This window comes from Lactococcus formosensis (assembly GCF_018403745.1).
In the GTDB taxonomy this organism is placed as follows: Bacteria; Bacillota; Bacilli; order Lactobacillales; family Streptococcaceae; genus Lactococcus; species Lactococcus formosensis.
The window spans coordinates 291,670-312,431 of record NZ_BOVP01000003.1 but is presented as its reverse complement, the minus strand read 5'-3'; the positions used below and the strand labels follow the sequence as shown (position 1 = coordinate 312,431).

18 protein-coding genes and 1 pseudogene are annotated in these 20,762 nt (G+C 37.4%); 6 read left to right on the top strand and 13 right to left on the bottom strand.

Annotation, left to right across the window (positions count from 1 at the left end; genetic code table 11):
• Positions 1–123 precede the first annotated feature (123 nt).
• Positions 124–1,061: pseudogene (locus tag KJS37_RS04915) on the bottom strand (N(5)-(carboxyethyl)ornithine synthase).
• A gap of 277 nt (positions 1,062–1,338) precedes the next feature.
• On the opposite strand from KJS37_RS04915, the gene KJS37_RS04910 reads away from it, so the two are divergent.
• The 5 genes from KJS37_RS04910 to KJS37_RS04890 all read left to right on the top strand — a co-directional run bounded on the left by KJS37_RS04910 (position 1,339) and on the right by KJS37_RS04890 (position 4,011).
• Positions 1,339–1,578, top strand: a complete 240-nt coding sequence (locus tag KJS37_RS04910; protein WP_017370116.1) for a GlsB/YeaQ/YmgE family stress response membrane protein — start codon at positions 1,339–1,341, stop codon at positions 1,576–1,578.
• 33 nt (positions 1,579–1,611) lie between these two features.
• The gene (amaP, locus tag KJS37_RS04905) at positions 1,612–2,172 is read left to right on the top strand and encodes an alkaline shock response membrane anchor protein AmaP (protein WP_213496130.1); all 561 of its coding nucleotides are present in this window, start codon (positions 1,612–1,614) and stop codon (positions 2,170–2,172) included.
• 9 nt (positions 2,173–2,181) lie between these two features.
• On the top strand, positions 2,182–2,370 hold the full coding sequence (locus KJS37_RS04900; RefSeq protein ID WP_014024981.1) for a DUF2273 domain-containing protein: 189 nt from the start codon (positions 2,182–2,184) through the stop codon (positions 2,368–2,370).
• 54 nt (positions 2,371–2,424) lie between these two features.
• Positions 2,425–2,949: an Asp23/Gls24 family envelope stress response protein gene (locus KJS37_RS04895; RefSeq protein WP_240246768.1), complete on the top strand. Its 525-nt coding sequence runs from the start codon at positions 2,425–2,427 to the stop codon at positions 2,947–2,949.
• 114 nt (positions 2,950–3,063) lie between these two features.
• Complete coding sequence (locus KJS37_RS04890) at positions 3,064–4,011, top strand: magnesium transporter CorA family protein (RefSeq protein WP_213496129.1); 948 nt, start codon at positions 3,064–3,066, stop codon at positions 4,009–4,011.
• A 53-nt stretch (positions 4,012–4,064) separates the two neighbouring features.
• On the opposite strand, the gene KJS37_RS04885 is transcribed toward KJS37_RS04890, so the two are convergent.
• The 7 genes from KJS37_RS04885 to KJS37_RS04855 all read right to left on the bottom strand — a co-directional run bounded on the left by KJS37_RS04885 (position 4,065) and on the right by KJS37_RS04855 (position 11,133).
• A complete protein-coding gene (locus KJS37_RS04885) occupies positions 4,065–5,567 on the bottom strand; it encodes a flavocytochrome c (protein ID WP_096368119.1) in 1,503 nt (500 codons plus the stop codon).
• Positions 5,568–5,743: 176 nt separating this feature from the next.
• Positions 5,744–7,048 (bottom strand): hemolysin family protein, encoded by a 1,305-nt coding sequence (locus KJS37_RS04880; protein WP_213496128.1) that lies wholly within the window; start codon positions 7,046–7,048, stop codon positions 5,744–5,746.
• 420 nt (positions 7,049–7,468) lie between these two features.
• Positions 7,469–7,867 (bottom strand): Spx/MgsR family RNA polymerase-binding regulatory protein, encoded by a 399-nt coding sequence (locus KJS37_RS04875; protein WP_017370110.1) that lies wholly within the window; start codon positions 7,865–7,867, stop codon positions 7,469–7,471.
• 198 nt (positions 7,868–8,065) lie between these two features.
• The gene (locus KJS37_RS04870) at positions 8,066–8,305 is read right to left on the bottom strand and encodes a KH domain-containing protein (protein WP_004256341.1); all 240 of its coding nucleotides are present in this window, start codon (positions 8,303–8,305) and stop codon (positions 8,066–8,068) included.
• Positions 8,306–8,381: 76 nt separating this feature from the next.
• Positions 8,382–8,654: a 30S ribosomal protein S16 gene (gene rpsP / locus KJS37_RS04865; protein ID WP_004256337.1), complete on the bottom strand. Its 273-nt coding sequence runs from the start codon at positions 8,652–8,654 to the stop codon at positions 8,382–8,384.
• Between the two features lie 85 nt (positions 8,655–8,739).
• On the bottom strand, positions 8,740–9,981 hold the full coding sequence (locus KJS37_RS04860; RefSeq protein ID WP_213496126.1) for a hydroxymethylglutaryl-CoA reductase, degradative: 1,242 nt from the start codon (positions 9,979–9,981) through the stop codon (positions 8,740–8,742).
• Between the two features lie 9 nt (positions 9,982–9,990).
• Positions 9,991–11,133 carry a thiolase family protein gene (locus KJS37_RS04855; protein ID WP_165711494.1) on the bottom strand — a complete coding sequence of 381 codons (1,143 nt, stop codon included), beginning with the start codon at positions 11,131–11,133 and terminating at the stop codon, positions 9,991–9,993.
• Between the two features lie 122 nt (positions 11,134–11,255).
• Here KJS37_RS04855 and KJS37_RS04850 point away from each other — a divergent pair, with 122 nt between their 5' ends.
• Complete coding sequence (locus KJS37_RS04850; protein WP_096368114.1) at positions 11,256–12,407, top strand: hydroxymethylglutaryl-CoA synthase; 1,152 nt, start codon at positions 11,256–11,258, stop codon at positions 12,405–12,407.
• A gap of 35 nt (positions 12,408–12,442) precedes the next feature.
• On the opposite strand, the gene KJS37_RS04845 is transcribed toward KJS37_RS04850, so the two are convergent.
• The 5 genes from KJS37_RS04845 to KJS37_RS04825 form a co-directional block, all read right to left on the bottom strand.
• Positions 12,443–13,237, bottom strand: a complete 795-nt coding sequence (locus KJS37_RS04845) for an SDR family NAD(P)-dependent oxidoreductase (protein WP_096368113.1) — start codon at positions 13,235–13,237, stop codon at positions 12,443–12,445.
• A 124-nt stretch (positions 13,238–13,361) separates the two neighbouring features.
• Positions 13,362–14,075, bottom strand: a complete 714-nt coding sequence (locus tag KJS37_RS04840) for a GntR family transcriptional regulator (protein WP_213496124.1) — start codon at positions 14,073–14,075, stop codon at positions 13,362–13,364.
• Between the two features lie 100 nt (positions 14,076–14,175).
• Complete coding sequence (locus tag KJS37_RS04835) at positions 14,176–15,030, bottom strand: DUF7916 family protein (RefSeq protein WP_213496122.1); 855 nt, start codon at positions 15,028–15,030, stop codon at positions 14,176–14,178.
• A 12-nt stretch (positions 15,031–15,042) separates the two neighbouring features.
• Complete coding sequence (locus KJS37_RS04830; RefSeq protein ID WP_213496120.1) at positions 15,043–16,092, bottom strand: oxidoreductase; 1,050 nt, start codon at positions 16,090–16,092, stop codon at positions 15,043–15,045.
• A 159-nt stretch (positions 16,093–16,251) separates the two neighbouring features.
• Complete coding sequence (locus KJS37_RS04825; protein ID WP_213496119.1) at positions 16,252–20,511, bottom strand: 2-hydroxyacyl-CoA dehydratase; 4,260 nt, start codon at positions 20,509–20,511, stop codon at positions 16,252–16,254.
• Positions 20,512–20,762 lie beyond the last annotated feature (251 nt).

Below are 20,762 nucleotides of genomic sequence, written 5' to 3'. Positions count from 1 at the left end.
AAATAATATTATAATTTCATAACAGTTTCATTCTAACAAAATCATAATATTCAAGCAAACAACTTGTTTATTATTTTTAGGTAAGTTTAAGCTAGAGGTTACATTGTTATATCATGTCACTAATTATTTACTCTGTTTCAGTGCTTCTTTAAAGATTTCAACATTTTCTTTAAAAATGTATTTACTCAATTGTTTACTTAGCATTGGACTAACATTACGATAAGCCATAGATGGTGTATTAGGGACACAATAGTAATAAATGCCTTTTTCTTTATAGATTGAGTCCATCATTGTTGTGAAATGGTTCCCTTCAATCGTATTCCCCGCATCAGCTGCCGTATCTATGATGAAACTTCCTCTCCGCAGTTGTTTTTGATCTTCTAAGGATAAAATGGGTTATTACCCGCTCCAACTTCGATACCATTGACGATAATATCGTAAGTGCTAAAAGTTTCCTTAAAAACCGGAAGTGTCCGGCGGTAGAACATTTTTACATTTGAAGAAAATTTTGAAACTGCATGAAATGCACCTTGCGAGACATTTCCTGAGCCAAGAACTGCAATTTTAGTGCTTTCATCTGGTAAAATTCCAAACTTCAGCAGAGCATCTAATGTACCAGCATAACCAGCAAAAAAACTATTACGTTCCATAATACCTGTTGGTATCTTTGTTTCGATGACTTTATCCTTATAATAAATAGCAGGGAAATTATTATCTAGGTCAACAACAATAAGTTCTTTGGGAATGGCTTGTTCTTTCATGAAAGACTTACCAGAGCCATAAGGATGGGTCCAACCGATGATGATTTGTCCCTTTTTAATATGGTCATAGTCACTTGGCTGGATAAGTTTCAATGAAAAGATCGCTTCAGACTGTTTGAACACTTCTTCTCTTGAAAGGATTTTACACCCGGCTTTTTCATATTCAACATCTTCAATATCTAAAAACTCTCCAAATCCAGTTTCAATCAGCAATTGATTATCAAAGTCTGTAATGTCTTGTGGTAATAGCGGAACACGACGTTCACCTGGGAAATTTGCCTTAATAAAACCTAAAATCATAATGTTCTCCTTCATTCTATTTTTTGAGATACCATTTGTATTATTTACTGATATTGTATCCCCTTTCATTATTCTATCACTTTTATTTTTCAAATCCTATCAATATCTTTCTGAATTTTCGGAATATTACCTTGAAAGTTAGATACATCGGTAATTCGAGCATTTATTTTTTGGGAATAATGAAAAAATAATAAACCAATCATTTGAATCCGCTTTCCATATGTGTTAGTTTAAGAATAGAAATGTATGTCAGCACATACTAGAAAAGAGGTATTTTATGATTTGGTCACTTATTGTTGGAGCCATCATTGGTTTACTTGCAGGAGTCATCACTAAAGGAGGCTCCATGGGCTGGATTGCCAACATCTTAGCCGGTTTAGTCGGTTCTGCTGTGGGTCAAGCCCTTCTCGGAAGCTGGGGCCCTTCATTGGCCGGCATGGCTTTGATTCCCTCAATCATCGGTGCCGTCATTGTCGTAGCCGTTGTATCCTTTGTTTTATCAAAAATGAGTCATTAATTTTTTCGTTAAAGCATTTAGAAAGGAGGCCTTGTGTCATCTGGAAAGAAATTTATTCTCATCGTATTTGATCTCCTCCTACTTTCTCTTGTAGTTCCTTCAGCTTGGGATTACTACAATTTAGTGGAGTATGGCGATATGACAAGCGCTTCAAGTCAACTCGTCTATATCGGTGAATACATACCTGTCTATCTATTCTGGGGAAATGCTATCTTGGCTGTTATTTTAATAATTGCTTTGCTCATCATCGCATTTTATCCTCGTACCTATATTGATATTGAACTACCTACTCATGGTGGAAAACTCACTTTAAAACGTTCAGCTATCGAAGGACTTGTCCGTGAGAAAGTCCTCGAAAATGACTTTCTCAAATCTCCACGCATTAATGTTACACTCTATAAAAAGAAAATAAACATTGATGTGAAGGGGGAAATCATTCCTCGGGTCGAAATTGCTGAAAAATCACGTTTGCTCGAACAAGAGATTATTGATAGTTTAAAACTTTTCTTTGGTGTAGATCAACCTGTAAAAATAAAAGTTGAAGTAAATGCATTAAATAAAGAAACAAACAATAAACGCTCTCGCGTTGTATAGGAGGTGTCAATGGATTATCTGGAAAGATATCGATATCCAATTATTGGTGGCATTATCGGTGGTATAGCTGCCATTGCCATCTTCACTATTGGTTTTTGGAAAATGGTTCTACTTTTGATATTAATTGGCTTTGGTGTAATAGCGGGCTTATTTCTACAAAAGACCGGAATCATTGAACACTTAAAAAATCGGAAATAACTTATAAATAAGGAGAATTAAATGGTACAAGAAAACATGAAACCCTTTGGAACAATGGCCGAAACTGAGCATACTGCTTCTAATAACCACGAAAATACTCAGGATATCAAAGGAGAATTAACTTACGAAGACAAAGTGGTCCAAAAAATTGTAGGATTAGCTTTAGAAACCGTGGATGGCTTACTGGCTGTCGAAGGTGGTTTCTTCTCTAACTTAACTGGAAAACTTGTAAATACGGATGACGTAACTTCTGGAGTTGATGTTGAAGTGGGCAAAACACAAGTTGCAGTAGATTTGAAAGTTATCACAGAATACCGTAAAAATGTTCCAGAAATTTATAACCAAATTAAGGATGTTATCCGTAAAGAAGTTGCAAACATGACGGACCTAGATGTTGTAGAAGTTAATGTAACAGTTACAGACATTAAGACAAAAGAGCAACAAAAAGATGACGAAGTAACCGTCCAAGATCGTGTGGTTGATGCCGCGCAAACGACAGGAAAATTTACCTCAAAACAAGTCGATAAAGTAAAAGATAAAGTTGACGACATGACGCCTGAAAATGGGAGAGTAGAGTAAGCATTTCCGCATCTTTCTTAAAATCTAACTTCTAAGTTGGCCTCTATGATAGGGGCCTTTTGGTTATCATATCTTGTTTTACTTTTGGAAGTGACTCTTTTTGGAGGAAAGTCAATGTTTAAATATAAAATCCTTAAAGCTTTAGAAGTTGATGCTTCTAAAATAGCTCCCCTTGAAAGTGAAGAGGATAATACCTTATTTTACTTTTATCAATCTGACCGTCAATTTTTCAAACATCTAAATAATCAATATCATCAGGATCTCTCTTCTTTGTTTTATGATAAAAAGGAGGCTAACTATTTCTTTAATAAGGGAGAAAATGGAAATGGATACATCACTTTACTTCTTCTCTATCCAAGAGAGAGGAAGGAGGCTGAATTTGAGCATATGGTTGACTCTCTACTTATTTTAAAGCGTGAACATTCAGTAATAATCATTACTGAAGAGAAAGAAGACTTCATCTTAGAATTCCTTAAAGACTGCCAGAAGGAATTAAAAACCGAAGAAATTTTGATTAGCTTGATTAACGCAGCTCTTGCTAAAATGACAGAAGATGCGCAAAAAATTAGGGATAAAATTGTAAAATTAGAAACCTCAATTAATGAGAATGGTCCTACACGTTCACTCTTCAGTCAATTACTTCAACTCAAAAAATATTTAATCAGTTTATCTCTAACCTATGATAGTGATGACAAAATAATAGAATTTTTTAAGCGTGAAAAAAATACTTTGAATTTAGACGAAAATGAACATAGCGGCATTATAAAACTTGAGGAAAATTTAGACAGTTTAAAAAAGCTTACTCAAGCCTATAATAAATATCTTGCTAGCTTAGATACAATGGTCAACAATCTAAGTTCCTTCCGTCTCAATACCATAATGAAAACTCTCACCGAAATTTCTATCGTTTTGACTATACCAACCATGATTTATGGCTTTTGGGGTATAAATCTTAAACTTCCCTTTGAAGAATTTTCCTTTGGTTTCCTATTAGTTTTGGCGATTTCGCTCGCCCTTAGTGGTGGTGTCTGGTATTGGTTGAGAAAAATAAAGCTTTTATAAAAAGAAAAACATCCAACTTTTAGGATGTTTTTTATTTCAAGTGAAAATATATGTTAAGCTTTTGCATATTTTGCAGATTCTTGGCCAGCTTGACGTCCAAAGATAATGATATCGGCTACTGCATTTCCTCCGATACGATTACCTCCGTGCAAGCCACCTGTAACTTCTCCAGCGGCATATAAACCTTTTATTGGTTGACCATCTTCTTTTAGAACTTGTGTTTGTGTATTAATTTTTACGCCAGCCATAGTGTGATGAATTCCTGGTGCAACTTTAATCGCATAAACTTTGCCAGAAATATCATTAGTCATCCCTGTTGTACGCCCAAATTCTGAATCCTTTTTATCGGCCACTGCTTTGTTCCATTTGGTCACTGTTGCATTGAGCTCTTCTGGTTTTATCTCAAGTTTTTTCGCAAGTTCCTCAACATTATCTGCCTCAACAACCATATCTTTAGAGATATATTGATCTACCGCCTTAACCTTATCCTTGGTTCCTTCGCCAAAAACAGCATAAGCATACTTGCCATCTTGTTTAAGTTCAGCTGCTGAAACTTTATCACGTGTATCCATTTCATTGTAGAAACGTTTACCTTCTTTGTTTACAAGAATCGCTCCCTCACCACGAATTGATTCAGATACAAGATATCCTGTTTTTTGGAAAACAGTAGGGTGAATCTGAATTTTATCCATATCAACCAAAGCACCTCCAAGAGCGGAAATCATCTCAATCCCATCTCCAGTAGAGCCAGCGGCATTAGTTGTGACATAATCTTTCAAGTCAGGACGGTATTTAGCAATCATTTTCTGATTGGCACCAAATCCACCTGTTGTTACAACGACAGCTTTTGAGTCAACTTGTTTTGTTTCACCTTCGATTTTAACTTCGACACCTGAGACTTTTCCGTCTTTTTCATTTATTTTTGTCACATCACTATTAACAAAAACTGGAATATCACGTTTAGATATATTTTCTTCTAATCCTTTAACAAGATAAGCTCCGACAGCTGAACCATCATGTGGACGGTGCGTTCTAGAAACACTCATCCCACCGGTAGTCGTTAAATTATCAAGGACTATATCATTCTGTGCTAACCAATCTACTGCTGCTGCAGAATGATCGACAAAGTAACGAAGGAGTTCTTTATCATTTGTTCCTCCACCACCTTTAAGCGTTTCTTCATAAAATTTATCATTTGAGTCTGTAACACCTTGTGCTTTTTCAACAGATGTTTCTGAAGCGTTCAATCCAGCAGAGGCTTTAGAAGTATTCCCTCCAGCTATGGGCATTTTCTCAAGAATGACAGGATTCATCCCTGCATCCTTCGCCTCGATAGCTGCAGTCATCCCTGCACCACCAGAACCAACGATGATGACATCATAGCTTTTTTTCAAGCTTGATGGCTCTGCATAAGTCATAGTTTTGCTGGCACCCGCCTTAGTATCAGCTTTTTCTGATGAACTTGAAGAAGTACTTTTATTTTGAGCATTTCCCCCACATGCCGTCAATGAAAGGCCAAGAATGGCTAACAATCCTAATTTTGTCCAAATTTTCATAATCTCTCCTTGTGTTTGTTTTCACATGAACAATAAAATTCTATCACGTCTCATATATTTTGTCAAGAAAATATTAAAAAGTACACAAAATATAATAAACACCCTTTTTTAAGTTTTTATCAAAAAAACTCACATTTTTGATGTGAGCTCTTTATTATCTTTCAATTCATCAAAATCTAGGTGAGTTTGTCTACTTTGGTTATTTCTAACTCACTTGGAGTCACTCTATCCATTTCAAGAATCTTTATTTGAAGAGCATTCAAAACTTTAATACTCCCCACGTTAAGCTCCTCTCTATTTTCCAGATAAGCATTAATGATATAACCACTGATAGTATTGCTTGACGAAGGATTATCAAAATCTATATCAAACTTATCTTCAATTTCAGATAAAGGTGTCTTGCCTTTGACATGATAAATTCCGGATTCAACTTCGACAATATTTTCTTCTTCATGGTCCTGCTCGTCTTGAATATCACCGACGAGTTCTTCCAGAATATCTTCAATCGTTACTAAACCGCTGGTTCCACCATATTCATCAGACAAAATTGCGAAATGTTTGTGTTCACTTTGCATTTGTGAGAGTAAAACTTTTACTGGAATAGTATCAATAAAGACAATCGGTTCTTGAGCTATCATATGCACTTTCTGCATTGGTGACACAAGATACTCTTTAATAAGAGCTTGAAGAGTCACATAACCTAAGATATTGTCCTTAGATTTTCCAATTACTGGGAAACGCGTATGTCCCTTTTCGATAGCAAACTCAAGTGCTTCTTTAATCGTTGTGCTAGAAGCAATTGTTTCCATGTCGAGACGAGGGACCATGATCTCTTTGGCTAATAAATCATCAAATTCAAAAACTTTATTGAGATACTCATATTCTTTTTCGTTAATTTCACCTTTAGCAAAACTCTGGTTAGCTATCAAAAGAAGTTCTTCTTCCGAATGTGTTTCTTCTCCTTCTGAAGCTAGGCTAAGATTAAAGAGTTTCCCAATAGAACTTGCGGAAACATTCAGCAGCCAAACAAAGGGATATGTCACCTTGTAGAAATAGTGCAAAGGTCTTACAACTGCTAAAACGACAGATTCTGTCTTAGAAATACTAAGTGATTTCGGAATCAATTCACCAATTACGACGTGAACAAAAGTAATCAGTAAGAAAGCTAGAACAATTGAAAAGCTTTCTGCAATCGTATTAGGCAGTGGTAGATAGAGAATCACAGGCGCAAGCAAGGCATGAATCGTGCTTTCACCAACCCAACCAATAGCCAAAGAAGTCAGTGTAATCCCAAGCTGACAGGCACTCAGGTAAGAGTCCAAATGCTCTACAACAACAATAGCTAGTTTTGCTTGTTTGTTTCCTTCAGCTGCCAATGTTTCTAAACGACTTTTACGTATTTTGACTAAAGAAAATTCAGATGCAACAAAGAAAGCTGTAAAAGCAATCATTAATACTATTATTATAAGATTTACCGTCAATAGATTGTCCCCTTTATATTTTAATCTTTCTTAAAAATTCTCTATTGTCTATTATAGCAAAAAATTTACTGGTCCTACCTACTCCACTTCTTCTTTAAGCTAACAAGCTTTAGCACTTATTTTTAACGAAAAAAGCACTAGAAATCTAGATGCTTTTATTTACTATACTTTGCAACACTTTTCCTGGACACTCTCACTTATTTTAACTTCTTTTAATTTTTTAGAGCCAAGTAAGCTGTAAATTTTATCTTACATATTCCTATTTCCTATTTAACACCTAGGAATTTTCCTTAAGAGGGGGCAAACTTGCTGTCTATATTTGCTTACAATCTTCATCCGCTTTGCTTTCAAAATTCTTCGTTAAGCCACTCCTGTGAAAGGGAACGTCTCAAAAAAATCAGAAGAATATAACTGATTTATTTATAATTTTCTTTTTTTAGCAAAGTCTTCAATCATAACTTTCCGTACTTCTCGAGGCAAAAATTTGCGGATATCTTCTTCGTGGTAGCCGACTTGCAAATGGCTATTGTCTATGATTAATGGCTGACGAAGTAGAAGGGGATTATCAACGATTGCTTGAATCAGTTCTTGAATCGTCAAAGAATAGAAGTCTTCTTTTAAATTTTGAATGGCTTTACCTCGACGGGTGATCACATCATCAGAGCCTTCCTCTGTTAAGGAAAAGATTGCAAGAACTTCCTCCTTTGTAAGTGTATCTTTAGTGAGATTGATTTCTTGGAACTCTAGGTGATGATCCATAAGCCATTTTCTTACCTTTTGTGATGATGAGTTGGCCGCCGCGGTATATAGCTTAATCATAGTGTTATCCCTCTTATTCCCATTTTCAGAACCTTTTAGCAATTTTTCAAAGTTGTATCTTTAATATACTATTCTTTTCTTATTTGTGAGTTAACTGTTCCTTAAACCAAATTTAAAATTGTCTAGTTTTTTTCCAAAAATCCAAGATATTAAATAAAAAAGCACAGATTTATGACCTGCGCTCTTTTATTTAATATCTTATTGATCCACCAAAAGGCGAACTTTTTTACCCTCAACGGGTACAAAGTAAACGACTGTGCGAATTGCTTGAATGATACGTCCTTGACGGCCAATGATACGACCAATATCAGCTTCCGCTACTTCCAAATGGTACTCCATAAATTCTTCACCTTCGATAATTTCCAATGAAACAGCATCGGGTTCTGTGACCAAAGGTTTTACAATTGTCATTACAAGTTCTTTCACATCTTTTTGCATTTCTTACCTCTACTCTGACTAAAATCGTCCAAATTATTGTGAAATTGACAAAAAGCGGCTTAAGCCGCTTTTAATATTATTTGCTGAATTTTTGTTCGTGGAATTTTTTCATAACGCCAGCTTTTGAAAGGATGTTACGAACTGTATCAGATGGTTGTGCACCATTGTTAAGCCATTCCATAACGCGTTCTTCTTTCAAAGTTACTTGGTTTTCAGCTACAAGTGGGTTGTAAGTTCCAACTGTTTCGATGAAACGACCATCACGTGGTGAACGTGAATCAGCAACGTTGATACGGTAGTAAGGTTTTTTCTTTGAACCCATGCGAGTTAAACGAATTTTTACAGACATGTTATATTTCCTATTTCTATTTTTTATTACTTCACTATTATAGCATAAAATTCCATCCTGTCAAGAAAAAAACTTGACAGCACTGTTATTTATTATTTTGACGGATTTTCAGCAAAAGTTTTTCGGCTATCGCTTGATTCATTACCTTTTCTTGGCGGAGTTTTTCACTTAAAATAGTGATTTCTTCGTCTTTAGCACCCACTGTCATTGCTAAAGCACGGACTTGTAAACTCATATGTCCTTGCTGTATCCCTTCAGAAACTAAGGCACGTAAGGCCGCCAAGTTTTGCGATAAGCCCACTGCAGCAATGACCTGTGCTAAGTCTTTTGCCTCTGTAATTTCTAAGAGTTCTAAAGCTGCTTGAGCCTTGGGTAAAACTTTTACTGCGCCACCAACTGTGGCCACTGGCAATGGTAGCTCAAGACTTCCAAATAGTATCCCATCTTTTGCATACCACTCCGCCAGACCTTGGTAGCTCCCCTCCTTACTTGCATAAGCGTGAATTCCTGAGGCTACAGCGCGTGTGTCATTTCCTGTGGCGAGAACAACTGCATTGATTCCATTCATAATTCCTTTATTATGTGTGGCTGCACGATAAGGGTCTATTTTAGAAAAACGTGAAGCTGCCTGAATTTTTTCAGCAACTTCTTGTCCATTATCTCCCTTACTCAGTCGCTTAACGGGAATTTCACAACTGACTTTAACCAAGGACTCTGTAGCATAATTGCTCAAGATACTGAACAAGATTTTTTGCTCTGGAAACCATGTGCGAAAAAGGTTAGCAACACCTTCCAAAATAGCATTAACAATGTTTGCTCCCATTGCATCTTTCACATCCACTTTAAAATCAACGGATACAAAACCTTCTGCTTCGAAAGCCCTGCTGCTCACGTGTCGTAAACCACCGCCCCGTTTAACAATGGAGGGATAAGCTTCTTTTGCAGCATGAAAAATCCCCGCTTGATTTTCTTCAATAGTCTGCATTAATTGGTCTGCCTGCTCGACATCATAAAAAACAATCTGCCCCCGCATTAACCGCTCTGCAAGTACTGTTTGAAATTCTCCAGCTATCTTTGCACCATTACTTGCAGCTGCAATCACAGAAGGTTCTTCGGTAACCATTGGGACAAGATACCTTTTGCCATTAATGACAAAATTTTGTGCTAAACCCATTGGTAACTCAAATTCACTGATTTGGTTTTCAATAAGGTTGTCTGCTAAGTTCGCATCAAGCACTGTTTCTTCTAAAATTTGTTGTGTTTCTGATTTTAAGTCAAGAAAATCCAGACGCTCTGCTGGACTCATTTGGTAAAATTTTTTCTTCATATTCATTGATTAAACTAAATTAGGGTTTTCCAAGAGGACAGCTAAACCAAGGCCACCACCGATACAAAGGCTAGCAATACCATAACGCTTATTTTCACGTTGAAGCGCATAAGCTAAAGTTGTCAAAATACGGGCTCCTGATGAACCAATGGCATGTCCTAGAGCAATAGCGCCCCCGTAAATATTCACTTTTTCTTCTGGAATATTAAGCTCTTGATTTACAGCTACACTAGAAGCGGCAAAGGCTTCATTGATTTCAAATACATCAATATCCTCAATATCCAACTTTGTACGTTCAAGCAACTGACGAATAGCTTTAATCGGTGAAACTCCCATAATTTCAGGATCAATTCCCACTTCTTCACTGGCCAATAATTTTGCCAAAACTGGAAGCTCTTTATCTTCAGCATAATCATTGCTTGCTAAAATTAAAGCGGACGCACCATCATTTACTGGTGATGAATTACCTGCAGTTACACTACCATTCTCGCTGAAGGCAGTACGAAGAGAAGATAGTTTTTCTAGTGATGAGTTCGCACGAATCGTCTCATCTTCTGCTAAGTCTGAAAACGGCACTATTTCTTTTTCAAATGCGCCTGCTGTACGTGCAGCTAAGGCTTTTTCTTGTGAACGTTGAGCAAAACGATCTTGTTCTTCACGACTAACTTCAAATTGCTCGGCGATTGTTTCACCAATCAAGCCCATAGATTCACCGTTAAAGGCATCTGTCAAACCTTCAGACATCATCGTAAGAATTTCTTCACCAGATTTACGGTGGCGGATGATTGGAGATTGAGACATTGATTCTGTTCCCCCAGCGATCACGACATCTGCTTCCTCAAGTTGTAAAAGTTGTTTAGCGAGAATCACTGCCTTCATACCAGAACCACAGACTTCATTCACAGTTGAAGCTGGGACATGGTGAGATAGACCACTATTGATTGAGATTTGACGTGCAATATTTTGCCCTGTACCAGCCTGAAGTACATTGCCAAAAATCACTTGTTTAACGTCATCTTTAATATCTTCGTGACGTTCAAGTAGATTTTTAACTACATGAACACCCAGTTCTGCAGCTGTCTTATCTGACAGAGCACCATCATATTTTCCGACAGGCGTACGAAGCGCATCGATAATTACTATTTCTTTCATAAGCCAAGTATAGCACATTTCTCGTCCAAATAGTCAAAAGTTTTTTCCAATTTTTAATCTTTTATGTTAAAATTGGAGCTTAAACATACAAATTTATAAAGCATATAAACTGGAGGATATATATGAATATTGGTATTGACAAACTTGCCTTTTTTGTTCCTGAAACTTATGTAGATATGACTGATTTAGCGCTTGCGCGTGATATCGATCCTGCTAAATTTCATATCGGTATTGGACAAGACCAAATGGCCGTCAATCCGATCAGCCAAGATCTCATCACCTTTGCGACCAATGCAGCTGCTGAAATTCTGACTGAAGAAGACAAGCAAGCAATTGATATGGTCATTGTGGGAACAGAGTCTTCCGTTGATGAGTCAAAAGCCTCTGCTGTTGTTGTTCACGGTTTACTTGATATTCAGCCTTTTGCGCGTTCTATCGAACTTAAAGAAGCCTGCTATGCGACAACTGCTGGCTTGCAAATGGCAAAAGACCATGTTTATCGTCATCCAGACCGTAAAGTTCTCGTTATTGCGACTGATATAGCTAAATATGGCTTAAATACAGGTGGTGAACCCACACAAGGTGCTGGTGCCGTAGCCATGTTAATCACAGCTGACCCTAAGATTTTAGCACTCAATGATGACTCTGTCAGCTTGACGCAAGATATTTATGACTTCTGGCGTCCTTTTGGTGATATTTATCCAACTGTTGATGGACAGTTTTCAAATGCCACTTATATTGAGGCCTTTGCTAAAGTTTGGCAAGAGTATGCACGTCGTACTGGACTAGGTTTCTCTGATTTTTCTGCCCTGGCTTTCCATACCCCTTATACCAAGATGGGGAAAAAAGCACTTCTTCCTCAACTTGAAGGTGAAAGTTCTGAAGTTCAGGAACATCTTCTCGCGCAATATGAGAAAGGAATCACATATAATCGTCGTGTAGGAAATCTTTATACAGGTTCGCTTTATCTCAGTTTAATTTCCTTACTAGAAAATGCTGAAAATTTAAAAGCAGATGATAAGATTGGGCTCTTCAGCTATGGCTCTGGAACGGTTGCCGAATTTTTCTCTGGCCAGTTGGTTGAAGGCTTTGAGCAACATCTCCGCAAGTCAGAGCATCAAGCCCTTTTAGATAAGCGCAAAAAACTCACTATTCCAGAATATGAAGAAATGTTCTCAAAAAGTCTTGACGCACATATTGATCAAACTTTCTCTGACCCTATGCGTTATAGTCTGGCAGAATTAAAAAATTCAACACGACTTTATCGTAAATAAAAAAACATTGGTCAAGGCCAATGTTTTTTCTTTGTTTAAAAAATCGTCGGAACAAGTCCACCGTCCATTCGAAGGGCTTCGCCAGAAAAAGCGCCTGCAAGAGGACTTGCCACATAAGCGACAAAATTACCAATTTCTTCAGGATGAATCAAACGTTGAATCGTTGATGTTGGACGATTGTTCAACATAAAGGCGCGACTTCTCTCTTCAACAGACTCTATCTCTGGGTAAAGTGAAGCCAATAAACTCTCAACACCTTCAGTTAATGTTGATCCTGGCATTACTGTATTTATCGTTACTGTAGTACCTGCTGTTTCGCGACTTAAGGATTTTGCCAAAGACAGATTCATCGTTTTGGTCATAGAATAATGCGGCATTTCTGGACTTGGCATAATTGCTGCTTCTGATGCGATAAAAATGACACGCCCATTAGCATTTTTTGTCTTCATTTGAGGAAGGTAAAATTGAGCTAAAGCAATCCCTGAGATTGAATTAACCTCAAAGTAACGACGCCATTCGTCTAATTCGATATCTTCAAATTTCGCATCATTAAATATCGCCATATTATTGACTAAAATATCAACTTCTGGAAAAGCTTGAAAAAGAGCTTGGCGTTCATTTTCCATTGATAAATCATGAGCTGCTGGATAAAACCTTCTATTCGGGTATTTTTGGCCAAGTTCTTCAATTACTTTTTCTACAACGTCTAAAGATCTACCATTAATAATAACATCCGTACCTTCTGCCGCAAGACTTTCAGCAATCGCTCGTCCAATGCCTTTGGTCGAGCCAGTTACTAAAGCGAGTTTATTTGTTAATTTTAAATCCATCTGATTAATCTCTCCTTCATTAGCTTCACATCTGTACTACCTTCATTATATAGGAGATTTTCCTATTTGTATAGTACCTACTTTTGAGTAATATAGGAACCTAAAAGTAAGTTTTGTCCTGTATTTAGTTGTTAAAAATCACTGTCTCAAAGTTAAATGACTCAGGCAAATGACGAGCAATCGAATATTCAAAAATACGCCCATCCTCGAGATTAGCCACTTGCTCGACTTGCATCAAGAAATCTGTATCAGTAAGATGCATAGTCTGTTTTTCTAAAGCATTAGGACGTACACCTTTAACATTAAGAAAGGAACTCTGTATAACAAGACCAAGTTCTTCCAAAATATATTTATAAATGGAACCCGTAAGATGGGAATATTTTAATTGCGGAATAATAGAAATTGGCATATAAGTGTATTCAATAATCGTTGGTACCTTTTTGATATACCTTATCCGCTCGATACGATATATGAAATCGTCCACATCTATGGATAATTTATTAGCGATATCTACATCTGGATGCTCGACTTCAAAAGTTAAAACTTTTGATTCCATCTGACCCGAATGACGTTTAGAAGAGCCTTCAACTGCATAGAGGTGTGCTTTTTTGCCCTTGGTCCAATCTTTGACGATCGTGCCATAACCTCGACGACGAATCAAAAAGCCCTCCGACACAAGGATATCGAGTGCCTTTTTCACGGTCATTAAACTTGCGTCATATTCTTGCACTAAGGTATTACCATCCGCAATCCTAGAATTGATAGGATAGTGACCAGACAAAATCTTTTCCTTAACGTCTTCATAAATTACTAAATATTTTGGCTGTTTCTTTTTCATATACCGACCTCATAAACTGACATTCTCATTATTATTACACAATATCTTAGGAAAATAAAGTAAAAATCATAAGTGACAGTCACTTATGATTTTTACTTTATCAGCGATTGGCTGAGCGCGCCATCCTCACATAAGTGTGACGTTTTCCTCGAATACTCATAGAAGCGTGAAAAATGTTTTCGGGAGCAGGTATCCCAGCTACACCAGCATCTCCCAGTTCAAAGACATCTGCACCCACACGTTTAGCCGCCAAAGCTAAACTTTGAATCGTATTTTTATCCGCGCCTTCTTGTGAAGTTCCAACCACACAGTCCACCAAAGTTCCTGTTTTTCTAATCGCAAAGGCTAATCGTGCGATCTGTTCTTCTGTGGTACCTGGTACAGCCCCAGGAGCAGGTAAATCAATCATATCAATTCCAGCATCAATATAGGCTTTTAAGTTTTCCCAAACCAAATCTAAGCCATGTGAGACAACGGGATTCAGCATTAAGAAACCATTATAGAAACGACGTACCAGCTTAATATCCGCTACGATACGCTCTGGGCTTGCTTCAGGCGTAACATATGCTGTTAACGATAAGAAATTTATTCCTTTGCGAAGAACTTCCTTTATCGATGTTTCTGTCACTCTCTTATATTCAGGTCCGGTATCTTTGATAATTAAATTAACACCAACAGCTGTTCCTGTTAACTTCCGTAACTCTGAAACATTCTTAATTTCTCCTAAACCAGGAATATCCATCTTTTGCACATCAATATCTTTCAAAAGTAATAAATCTGCACCGAAAGCTGCCGCCATTTCACCATTTGTAACCTCTGGATAGAGTGGTACATTTTCTGCAGCTAGATCCACGAGTAGTGTGCGTCCTTCTGCTTTTAAAATAGCTTCTTTAAGTTCTTTTGATGTACTCTCTCGTGTAAAATCAGAAGCTTCATATCCTAAAATTCTCTTCATAATGTTTATCTCCTAATTCAACATGTTTAAACGGTAAACTGAAGGAGAAGATTGACTAAAACCGTTTTCCAAAATTTCAATATTCGTGATGACTTCCTCATCTTTTACTAGTTTTTCAGCACCATTAATAATGGTTTCATAGGCAGCATCATAATAACGACCATAATCGCCAACAGGAGTTTTTATTTGTTTTTCAATCCAATCGCCATTTGCATTTTGGTATTTAACGAGACCATAATTCATAGGACTATCTTCCCCAAAATCTTGAACTTCTGGCATAATTCCAGCTTTCAAATCATTTTCCTGCTGGTCTTCTCCGTATTTAATAAAGGAACCTTTTGTTCCATGAACAATAAATCTTGGATAATCTTGTGCCACAAGATGATTTGTTTTTACTTTAACTTTTAATTGGTTGCCATAGTGCAAATCAACATCAAAATAATTATCTACTGCTTCTGCAACTTCATTGTTTCTAATATCATAAGTTACTGCTTCAGGACGCCCAAAAAGTGCCACGAGTCTATCAATAGAGTGGATACCTAAACCATAAAACGCACCTGCTTCTTTTGGTCCCCCCTCTGTCATTGATCCTGGACGGTAGTAATCAATATGAGCCTCCACTTCAAGAATGTCTCCAAGCAAGCCATACTCAATAACTTGTTTGACTGCCAAATAGTCCCCATCAAAACGTCTATTTTGATATGGCGCCACCATAACGCCTTTTTCTTTACCTAGCGCGAGTAATTCTTTGGCGTGTTCTAATGTATCGACAAAAGGTTTTTCTACGATTACTGATTTTCCAGCTTCAATTACTTTTTTAGCAAGCTCATAATGCGTGTGAGCTGGTGTACAAATTGTAATAAGCTGTATGTCGTCATCCTTCAGCATTTCTTCTAAATCTGTTGTGAAATGCACACCCTTTTCCATATATGGTGCTGCTAGTTCCTCATTAATGTGTAAATCAAAAATTGTTTTAACCTTGATGTTTTCGCGTAGAATAACATAAGGAAGGTGGTAACGATTAGCTGATTTTCCAAATCCGATAAATCCCATTGTAAGCATAAGATTCCCCTTAATTATATATGTTGTATTATAAAAGACTATACTTTTATATAAATTGAATTATACTTTTTTTAAATAGGATTGTCAAGAATATAAATTTCCAACTAAAATCAAGTACAAAAAAAAGCATTTGTAAAGATGCTCTTTTTTAGATTTATTTTAAACTGATACTTTTTCTTTCATTGCTTTTTTAGCTGTTGCCATCATCAAACGAATACGATTAAGCTGGTTGACCGCGGAAACTCCTGGATCATAATCAATCGGGCTAATATTTGCTCCTGGGTATTGGCGACGTAACTCTTTCAACATACCCTTACCCACGATATGGTTGGGAAGACAACCAAAAGGTTGGAGGCAGACGATATTTTGAACCCCGTTTTGCAAGAGCTCAATCATTTCCCCTGTCAAGAACCACCCTTCACCTGTATGATTACCCACTGAAACGATGCCTTCAGTATTGGCCGCAATTTCATAAATGGACTCAATACCGTCAAATCGGTCAGAAGCACGTAAAGCTTTATCCATCGGTTTTTCCAACATATTAATAATAGAAAGTAGCGTTTTTGCCATCAATTTATTTTTCTTAGCAAAACCAATCTCATCTGTTTTCCAAATTTGGTTGTATAAAGAATAGTTCATAAAGCCAATCAAATCGAGAACTACTGCTTCAGCACCTTCTTCTTCAATAATGCTTACAATATCATTATTAGCAGTTTTGCTGTATTTAACCAGAATTTCACCGACAACGCCCACACGAGGTTTTTGAATATCAAGGAGTTCAATATTATCAAAGTCCTTGATTATCTGTTTCATGTTCTTGTTGAATTCAAAAATCGAAGCAGATTTGACATTATGTTGTGCTTTTTCTAACCATTTAGCATGAAGTGCATTGACTGAACCTTTTTCAGCTTCGTAAGGACGTGTTCGATAAACTACGCGCTCAAACAAGTCACCATAAAGCACAGCAATCATGAATCGAGTCAAAAGTGGCACAGTAAACTTGAAGCCTTTTTCTGTCCCTTGATTGCCCATAGATAAACTCACCACTGGGACTTGTGGGAAACCTGCATCGATAAGCGCCTTACGGAGTAAAGGAATATAGTTGGTTGCACGACAGCCTCCACCTGTTTGTGTCATCATAACAGATGTATTGTCCACATCATATTCTCCAGATTGGAGAGCTTCGATAAGTTGACCAATCGTTATAATTGCAGGGTAGCAAGAATCATTATTCACAAATTTTAGCCCGTTGTTCACTGAGCTTTGGGTTTCTGGCAACACAACCACATTGTAACCTGAAGCTTCAAAAGCATTCTCAAGTAATCCTTCTTGATGAATCGGCGACAACATTGGCATGAGCAATGTATGTTTTTTGGCCATCTCTTTTGTAAATACAGGATGTGTTTCGACAATTTCTTTAATTGGGGTATGTTTTTCAACGTTATGTCGACTACGTTCTGCAACTGCTGCCTTGAGAGAACGTAAACGAATACGCACTGCTCCCATATTTGATCCTTCATCAATCTTAAGGACTGTATAGAGTTTATTATGGTTACGCATAATCTCTTCCACTTGGTCCGTTGTCACTGCATCCAAACCACACCCAAATGAATTCAATTGTACTAATTCTAAATTTTTATTTTTACACACTACTTGCGCTGCGGCATATAGGCGTGAGTGGTAAACCCATTGATTGACGACACGGAGCCCTGCAACTTCTTCGAGATGCGCCACACTGTCCTCTGTTAAAACATGAAAACCTTCTTGCGTAATAATATCAGCAATACCATGATTAATCTCTGGATCTAAATGATAAGGACGACCTGAGAGAACGATAGCTTTTTCCTTGTTCAGATTAATCTGCATGAGCAACTCTTCTGCCTTATCCCGAATATCTTGCTTGAAGTTCTCCATCTCTTCAAAACCGTGGAAAACCGCAGCTTTCACTTCAGATAAATCCACTTTGAAACCCTGTCCAAGCAAAGCTTTATGGATATTGACAGCTACACCTTCCTGATTAGCTAGATTAATAAATGGATGAAGGTATTTAACTTTACCTTCTCGAATTTCATCAATATTGTTACGAATCACTTCGGGATAGGACTGAACAATCGGACAGTTATAATTATTTTCTGCTTGGTCTTGTTCTTTTTGTTCATAAAGCACAGAAGGATAAAAGATAGCTGGAACATCCTTTTGAATCAAGGACATAATGTGTCCATGTGAGAGTTTAGCAGGATAACAAACCGTATCAGAAGGAATTGTTTCAATTCCTTTCTCAAAAAGTTCTTTATCAGACTTAGGGGATAATACTACTCGGAAACCTAAGTCGGTTAACATGGTATGCCAGAGCGGATAATTTTCATACATGTTTAGGACACGAGGAATCCCTATTTCTCCACGGGTCTGTTTTTTCTTGGTTAAGCTCCGGTATTTGAAAAGTTTCTTGTATTTATAGTCGACAAGATTAACCTTTTTATCACGTTTGTCAACTTTTACTTGTGTTGCTTTTTCTGCGCCTCGCTCACAGCGGTTTCCTGTAACAAACTTACTGCCGTCATTAAAGACGGTCAACGTCATTTTACACTGATTTTCGCAAAGGCCACAAACCATAAATTCTTTTTGTGTGCTGAAATCTTCCAAATCGTGCAAGTTCAGAATTCTTGATTTTTGCCCAAACTCTTCCTGTTCTAGAGAAATCAAAGCACAGCCATAAGCGCCCATAAGTCCTGCTATAGAAGGACGAACAACTTCACGTTCGGAGATTTTTTCAAAAGCACGAAGTACAGCTTCATTATAGAAAGTCCCACCTTGAACAACAATCTTTGTTCCTAATTCTTCAGGACGTTTGACTTTGATGACTTTATAGAGAGCATTTTTGATTACAGAATAACTTAAACCAGCAGAGATATCACCTACAGTGGCCCCTTCTTTTTGCACTTGTTTCACTTTTGAATTCATAAATACTGTACAACGTGAACCAAGATTTACTGGGTGTTTTGCTAATAAAGCAATTTTGGCAAAATCACGCACATCATATTTCAAAGAATGAGCGAAGGTCTCAATGAAAGAACCACATCCGGAAGAACACGCTTCGTTTAAAGATATTGAGCTTAAAGCCCCGTCAGTGATCCGCATGGCTTTCATATCTTGGCCACCAATATCTAAAATAAAGTCGACACCAGGATTAAAATAATCCGCTGCCTTATAGTGCGCCATCGTCTCAACTTCACCGTAATCAACTCGGAGTGCAGCTTTGATTAGGTGTTCACCATAGCCTGTCACTGTAGATTTAGCAATATAAACATCTTCCGGCAGTAAACGATAGACTTCTTTCAAGACAGCAATGACCGACTCCAAAGGTTCGCCATTATTTGAACCATAGTGGTCAAAAAGAATATGCCCCTCACCATCAATCAGTACAATTTTTGTGGTAGTTGATCCTGCGTCAATTCCTAAAAAGGCTGCGCCGTGATGCTCAGAAAGCTTTTTATAGCTTGCTTTTGCCTTAGCATGACGTGCCCGAAAATCTGTTAATTCTTGTTCATTTTCAAAAAGACGATCTAAAGTATCCTGCGGAATCAAGCTGTCACTCTTATCATTTTCTAGGTTGTCTATTAAAGTGCGAATCGTACTTGTTCTGGTTTCTTCAGCTAGAGCAGCACCCATTGCCACAAAAAGTTGGGGATTTTCGGGAAAAATAACATCCTCTTCTGATATGTCCAATGTTTCAATAAATCGCTTACGCAATTCGCTCATGAAATAGAGTGGCCCTCCGAGAAAAGCGATTTTCCCCGTGATCTTACGACCCGAAGCTAACCCAGCAATCGTTTGATTCACCACGGCCTGAAAGATTGATGCGGCTATATCTTCTTTGCGTACTCCTTCATTGAGAAGGGGCTGAACATCTGTTTTGGCAAAAACTCCACAACGGCTAGCAATGGGGTATATTTTCTCATAGTCTTTAGCTAATGTATTGACACCCGCAGCATCTACTTTAAGTAAAGCCGCCATCTGGTCAATAAAAGCTCCTGTTCCACCAGCACAAGTGCCATTCATGCGAAGTTCTTGGGTCCCTGCATCAAAAAAGGTCATCTTGGCGTCTTCACCACCAAGTTCAATCATAACATCTGTTTCAGGGATAAATTTCTCGATTGTAATCGAACTTGCGATCACTTCTTGTATAAAAGGAACATCAATAACATCTGCAAGTCCCATCCCGCCTGAACCCGTTATAGCCAGAGTAAGTGTGCACTCACCTTGTTCTGCCAATAATTCTTTTAATACTTTTATCGTGGCCATTTTTACATCTGAAAAATGCCGCTCATACCGACTAAAGAGGAGCTGATATTCCTCATCAAAAACAACGAGTTTTACTGTTGTAGAACCAACATCAATTCCAGCCTTATAACTTTTCATATTATTTTTCCTTCTCTATTTGACAGGCTGTTGCTTATCTTATTCATTGTCTATTTTATCATTTATTCCTCATTTTTCAACCGTCAAGTTACAATATAATGTCATTTAAGCAACATTTAGAAGTTGTGTGTCGTTTATGTCAAAAGTCTTTTACACAGCTTAAATCGGTAGATTTTATCATAAAGGACTATAATAAACAACAGATACTACCATTTTGTTGTTTAACCTACAAGTAAAGGAGAAATGTATTA

What these genes read in the sequence shown, in the direction of transcription:
- KJS37_RS04910 (WP_017370116.1), top strand. Translation starts at nt 1,339, where the DNA reads ATGATTTGGTCACTTATTGTTGGAGCCATCATTGGTTTACTTGCAGGA.
- KJS37_RS04900 (WP_014024981.1), top strand. Translation starts at nt 2,182, where the DNA reads ATGGATTATCTGGAAAGATATCGATATCCAATTATTGGTGGCATTATC.
- KJS37_RS04895 (WP_240246768.1), top strand. Translation starts at nt 2,425, where the DNA reads ATGGCCGAAACTGAGCATACTGCTTCTAATAACCACGAAAATACTCAG.
- KJS37_RS04890 (WP_213496129.1), top strand. Translation starts at nt 3,064, where the DNA reads ATGTTTAAATATAAAATCCTTAAAGCTTTAGAAGTTGATGCTTCTAAA.
- KJS37_RS04885 (WP_096368119.1), bottom strand. Translation starts at nt 5,567, where the DNA reads ATGAAAATTTGGACAAAATTAGGATTGTTAGCCATTCTTGGCCTTTCA.
- KJS37_RS04875 (WP_017370110.1), bottom strand. Translation starts at nt 7,867, where the DNA reads ATGATTAAGCTATATACCGCGGCGGCCAACTCATCATCACAAAAGGTA.
- KJS37_RS04870 (WP_004256341.1), bottom strand. Translation starts at nt 8,305, where the DNA reads ATGCAAAAAGATGTGAAAGAACTTGTAATGACAATTGTAAAACCTTTG.
- rpsP (WP_004256337.1), bottom strand. Translation starts at nt 8,654, where the DNA reads ATGTCTGTAAAAATTCGTTTAACTCGCATGGGTTCAAAGAAAAAACCT.
- KJS37_RS04860 (WP_213496126.1), bottom strand. Translation starts at nt 9,981, where the DNA reads ATGAAGAAAAAATTTTACCAAATGAGTCCAGCAGAGCGTCTGGATTTT.
- KJS37_RS04855 (WP_165711494.1), bottom strand. Translation starts at nt 11,133, where the DNA reads ATGAAAGAAATAGTAATTATCGATGCGCTTCGTACGCCTGTCGGAAAA.
- KJS37_RS04850 (WP_096368114.1), top strand. Translation starts at nt 11,256, where the DNA reads ATGAATATTGGTATTGACAAACTTGCCTTTTTTGTTCCTGAAACTTAT.
- KJS37_RS04845 (WP_096368113.1), bottom strand. Translation starts at nt 13,237, where the DNA reads ATGGATTTAAAATTAACAAATAAACTCGCTTTAGTAACTGGCTCGACC.
- KJS37_RS04840 (WP_213496124.1), bottom strand. Translation starts at nt 14,075, where the DNA reads ATGAAAAAGAAACAGCCAAAATATTTAGTAATTTATGAAGACGTTAAG.
- KJS37_RS04835 (WP_213496122.1), bottom strand. Translation starts at nt 15,030, where the DNA reads ATGAAGAGAATTTTAGGATATGAAGCTTCTGATTTTACACGAGAGAGT.
- KJS37_RS04830 (WP_213496120.1), bottom strand. Translation starts at nt 16,092, where the DNA reads ATGCTTACAATGGGATTTATCGGATTTGGAAAATCAGCTAATCGTTAC.
- KJS37_RS04825 (WP_213496119.1), bottom strand. Translation starts at nt 20,511, where the DNA reads ATGAAAAGTTATAAGGCTGGAATTGATGTTGGTTCTACAACAGTAAAA.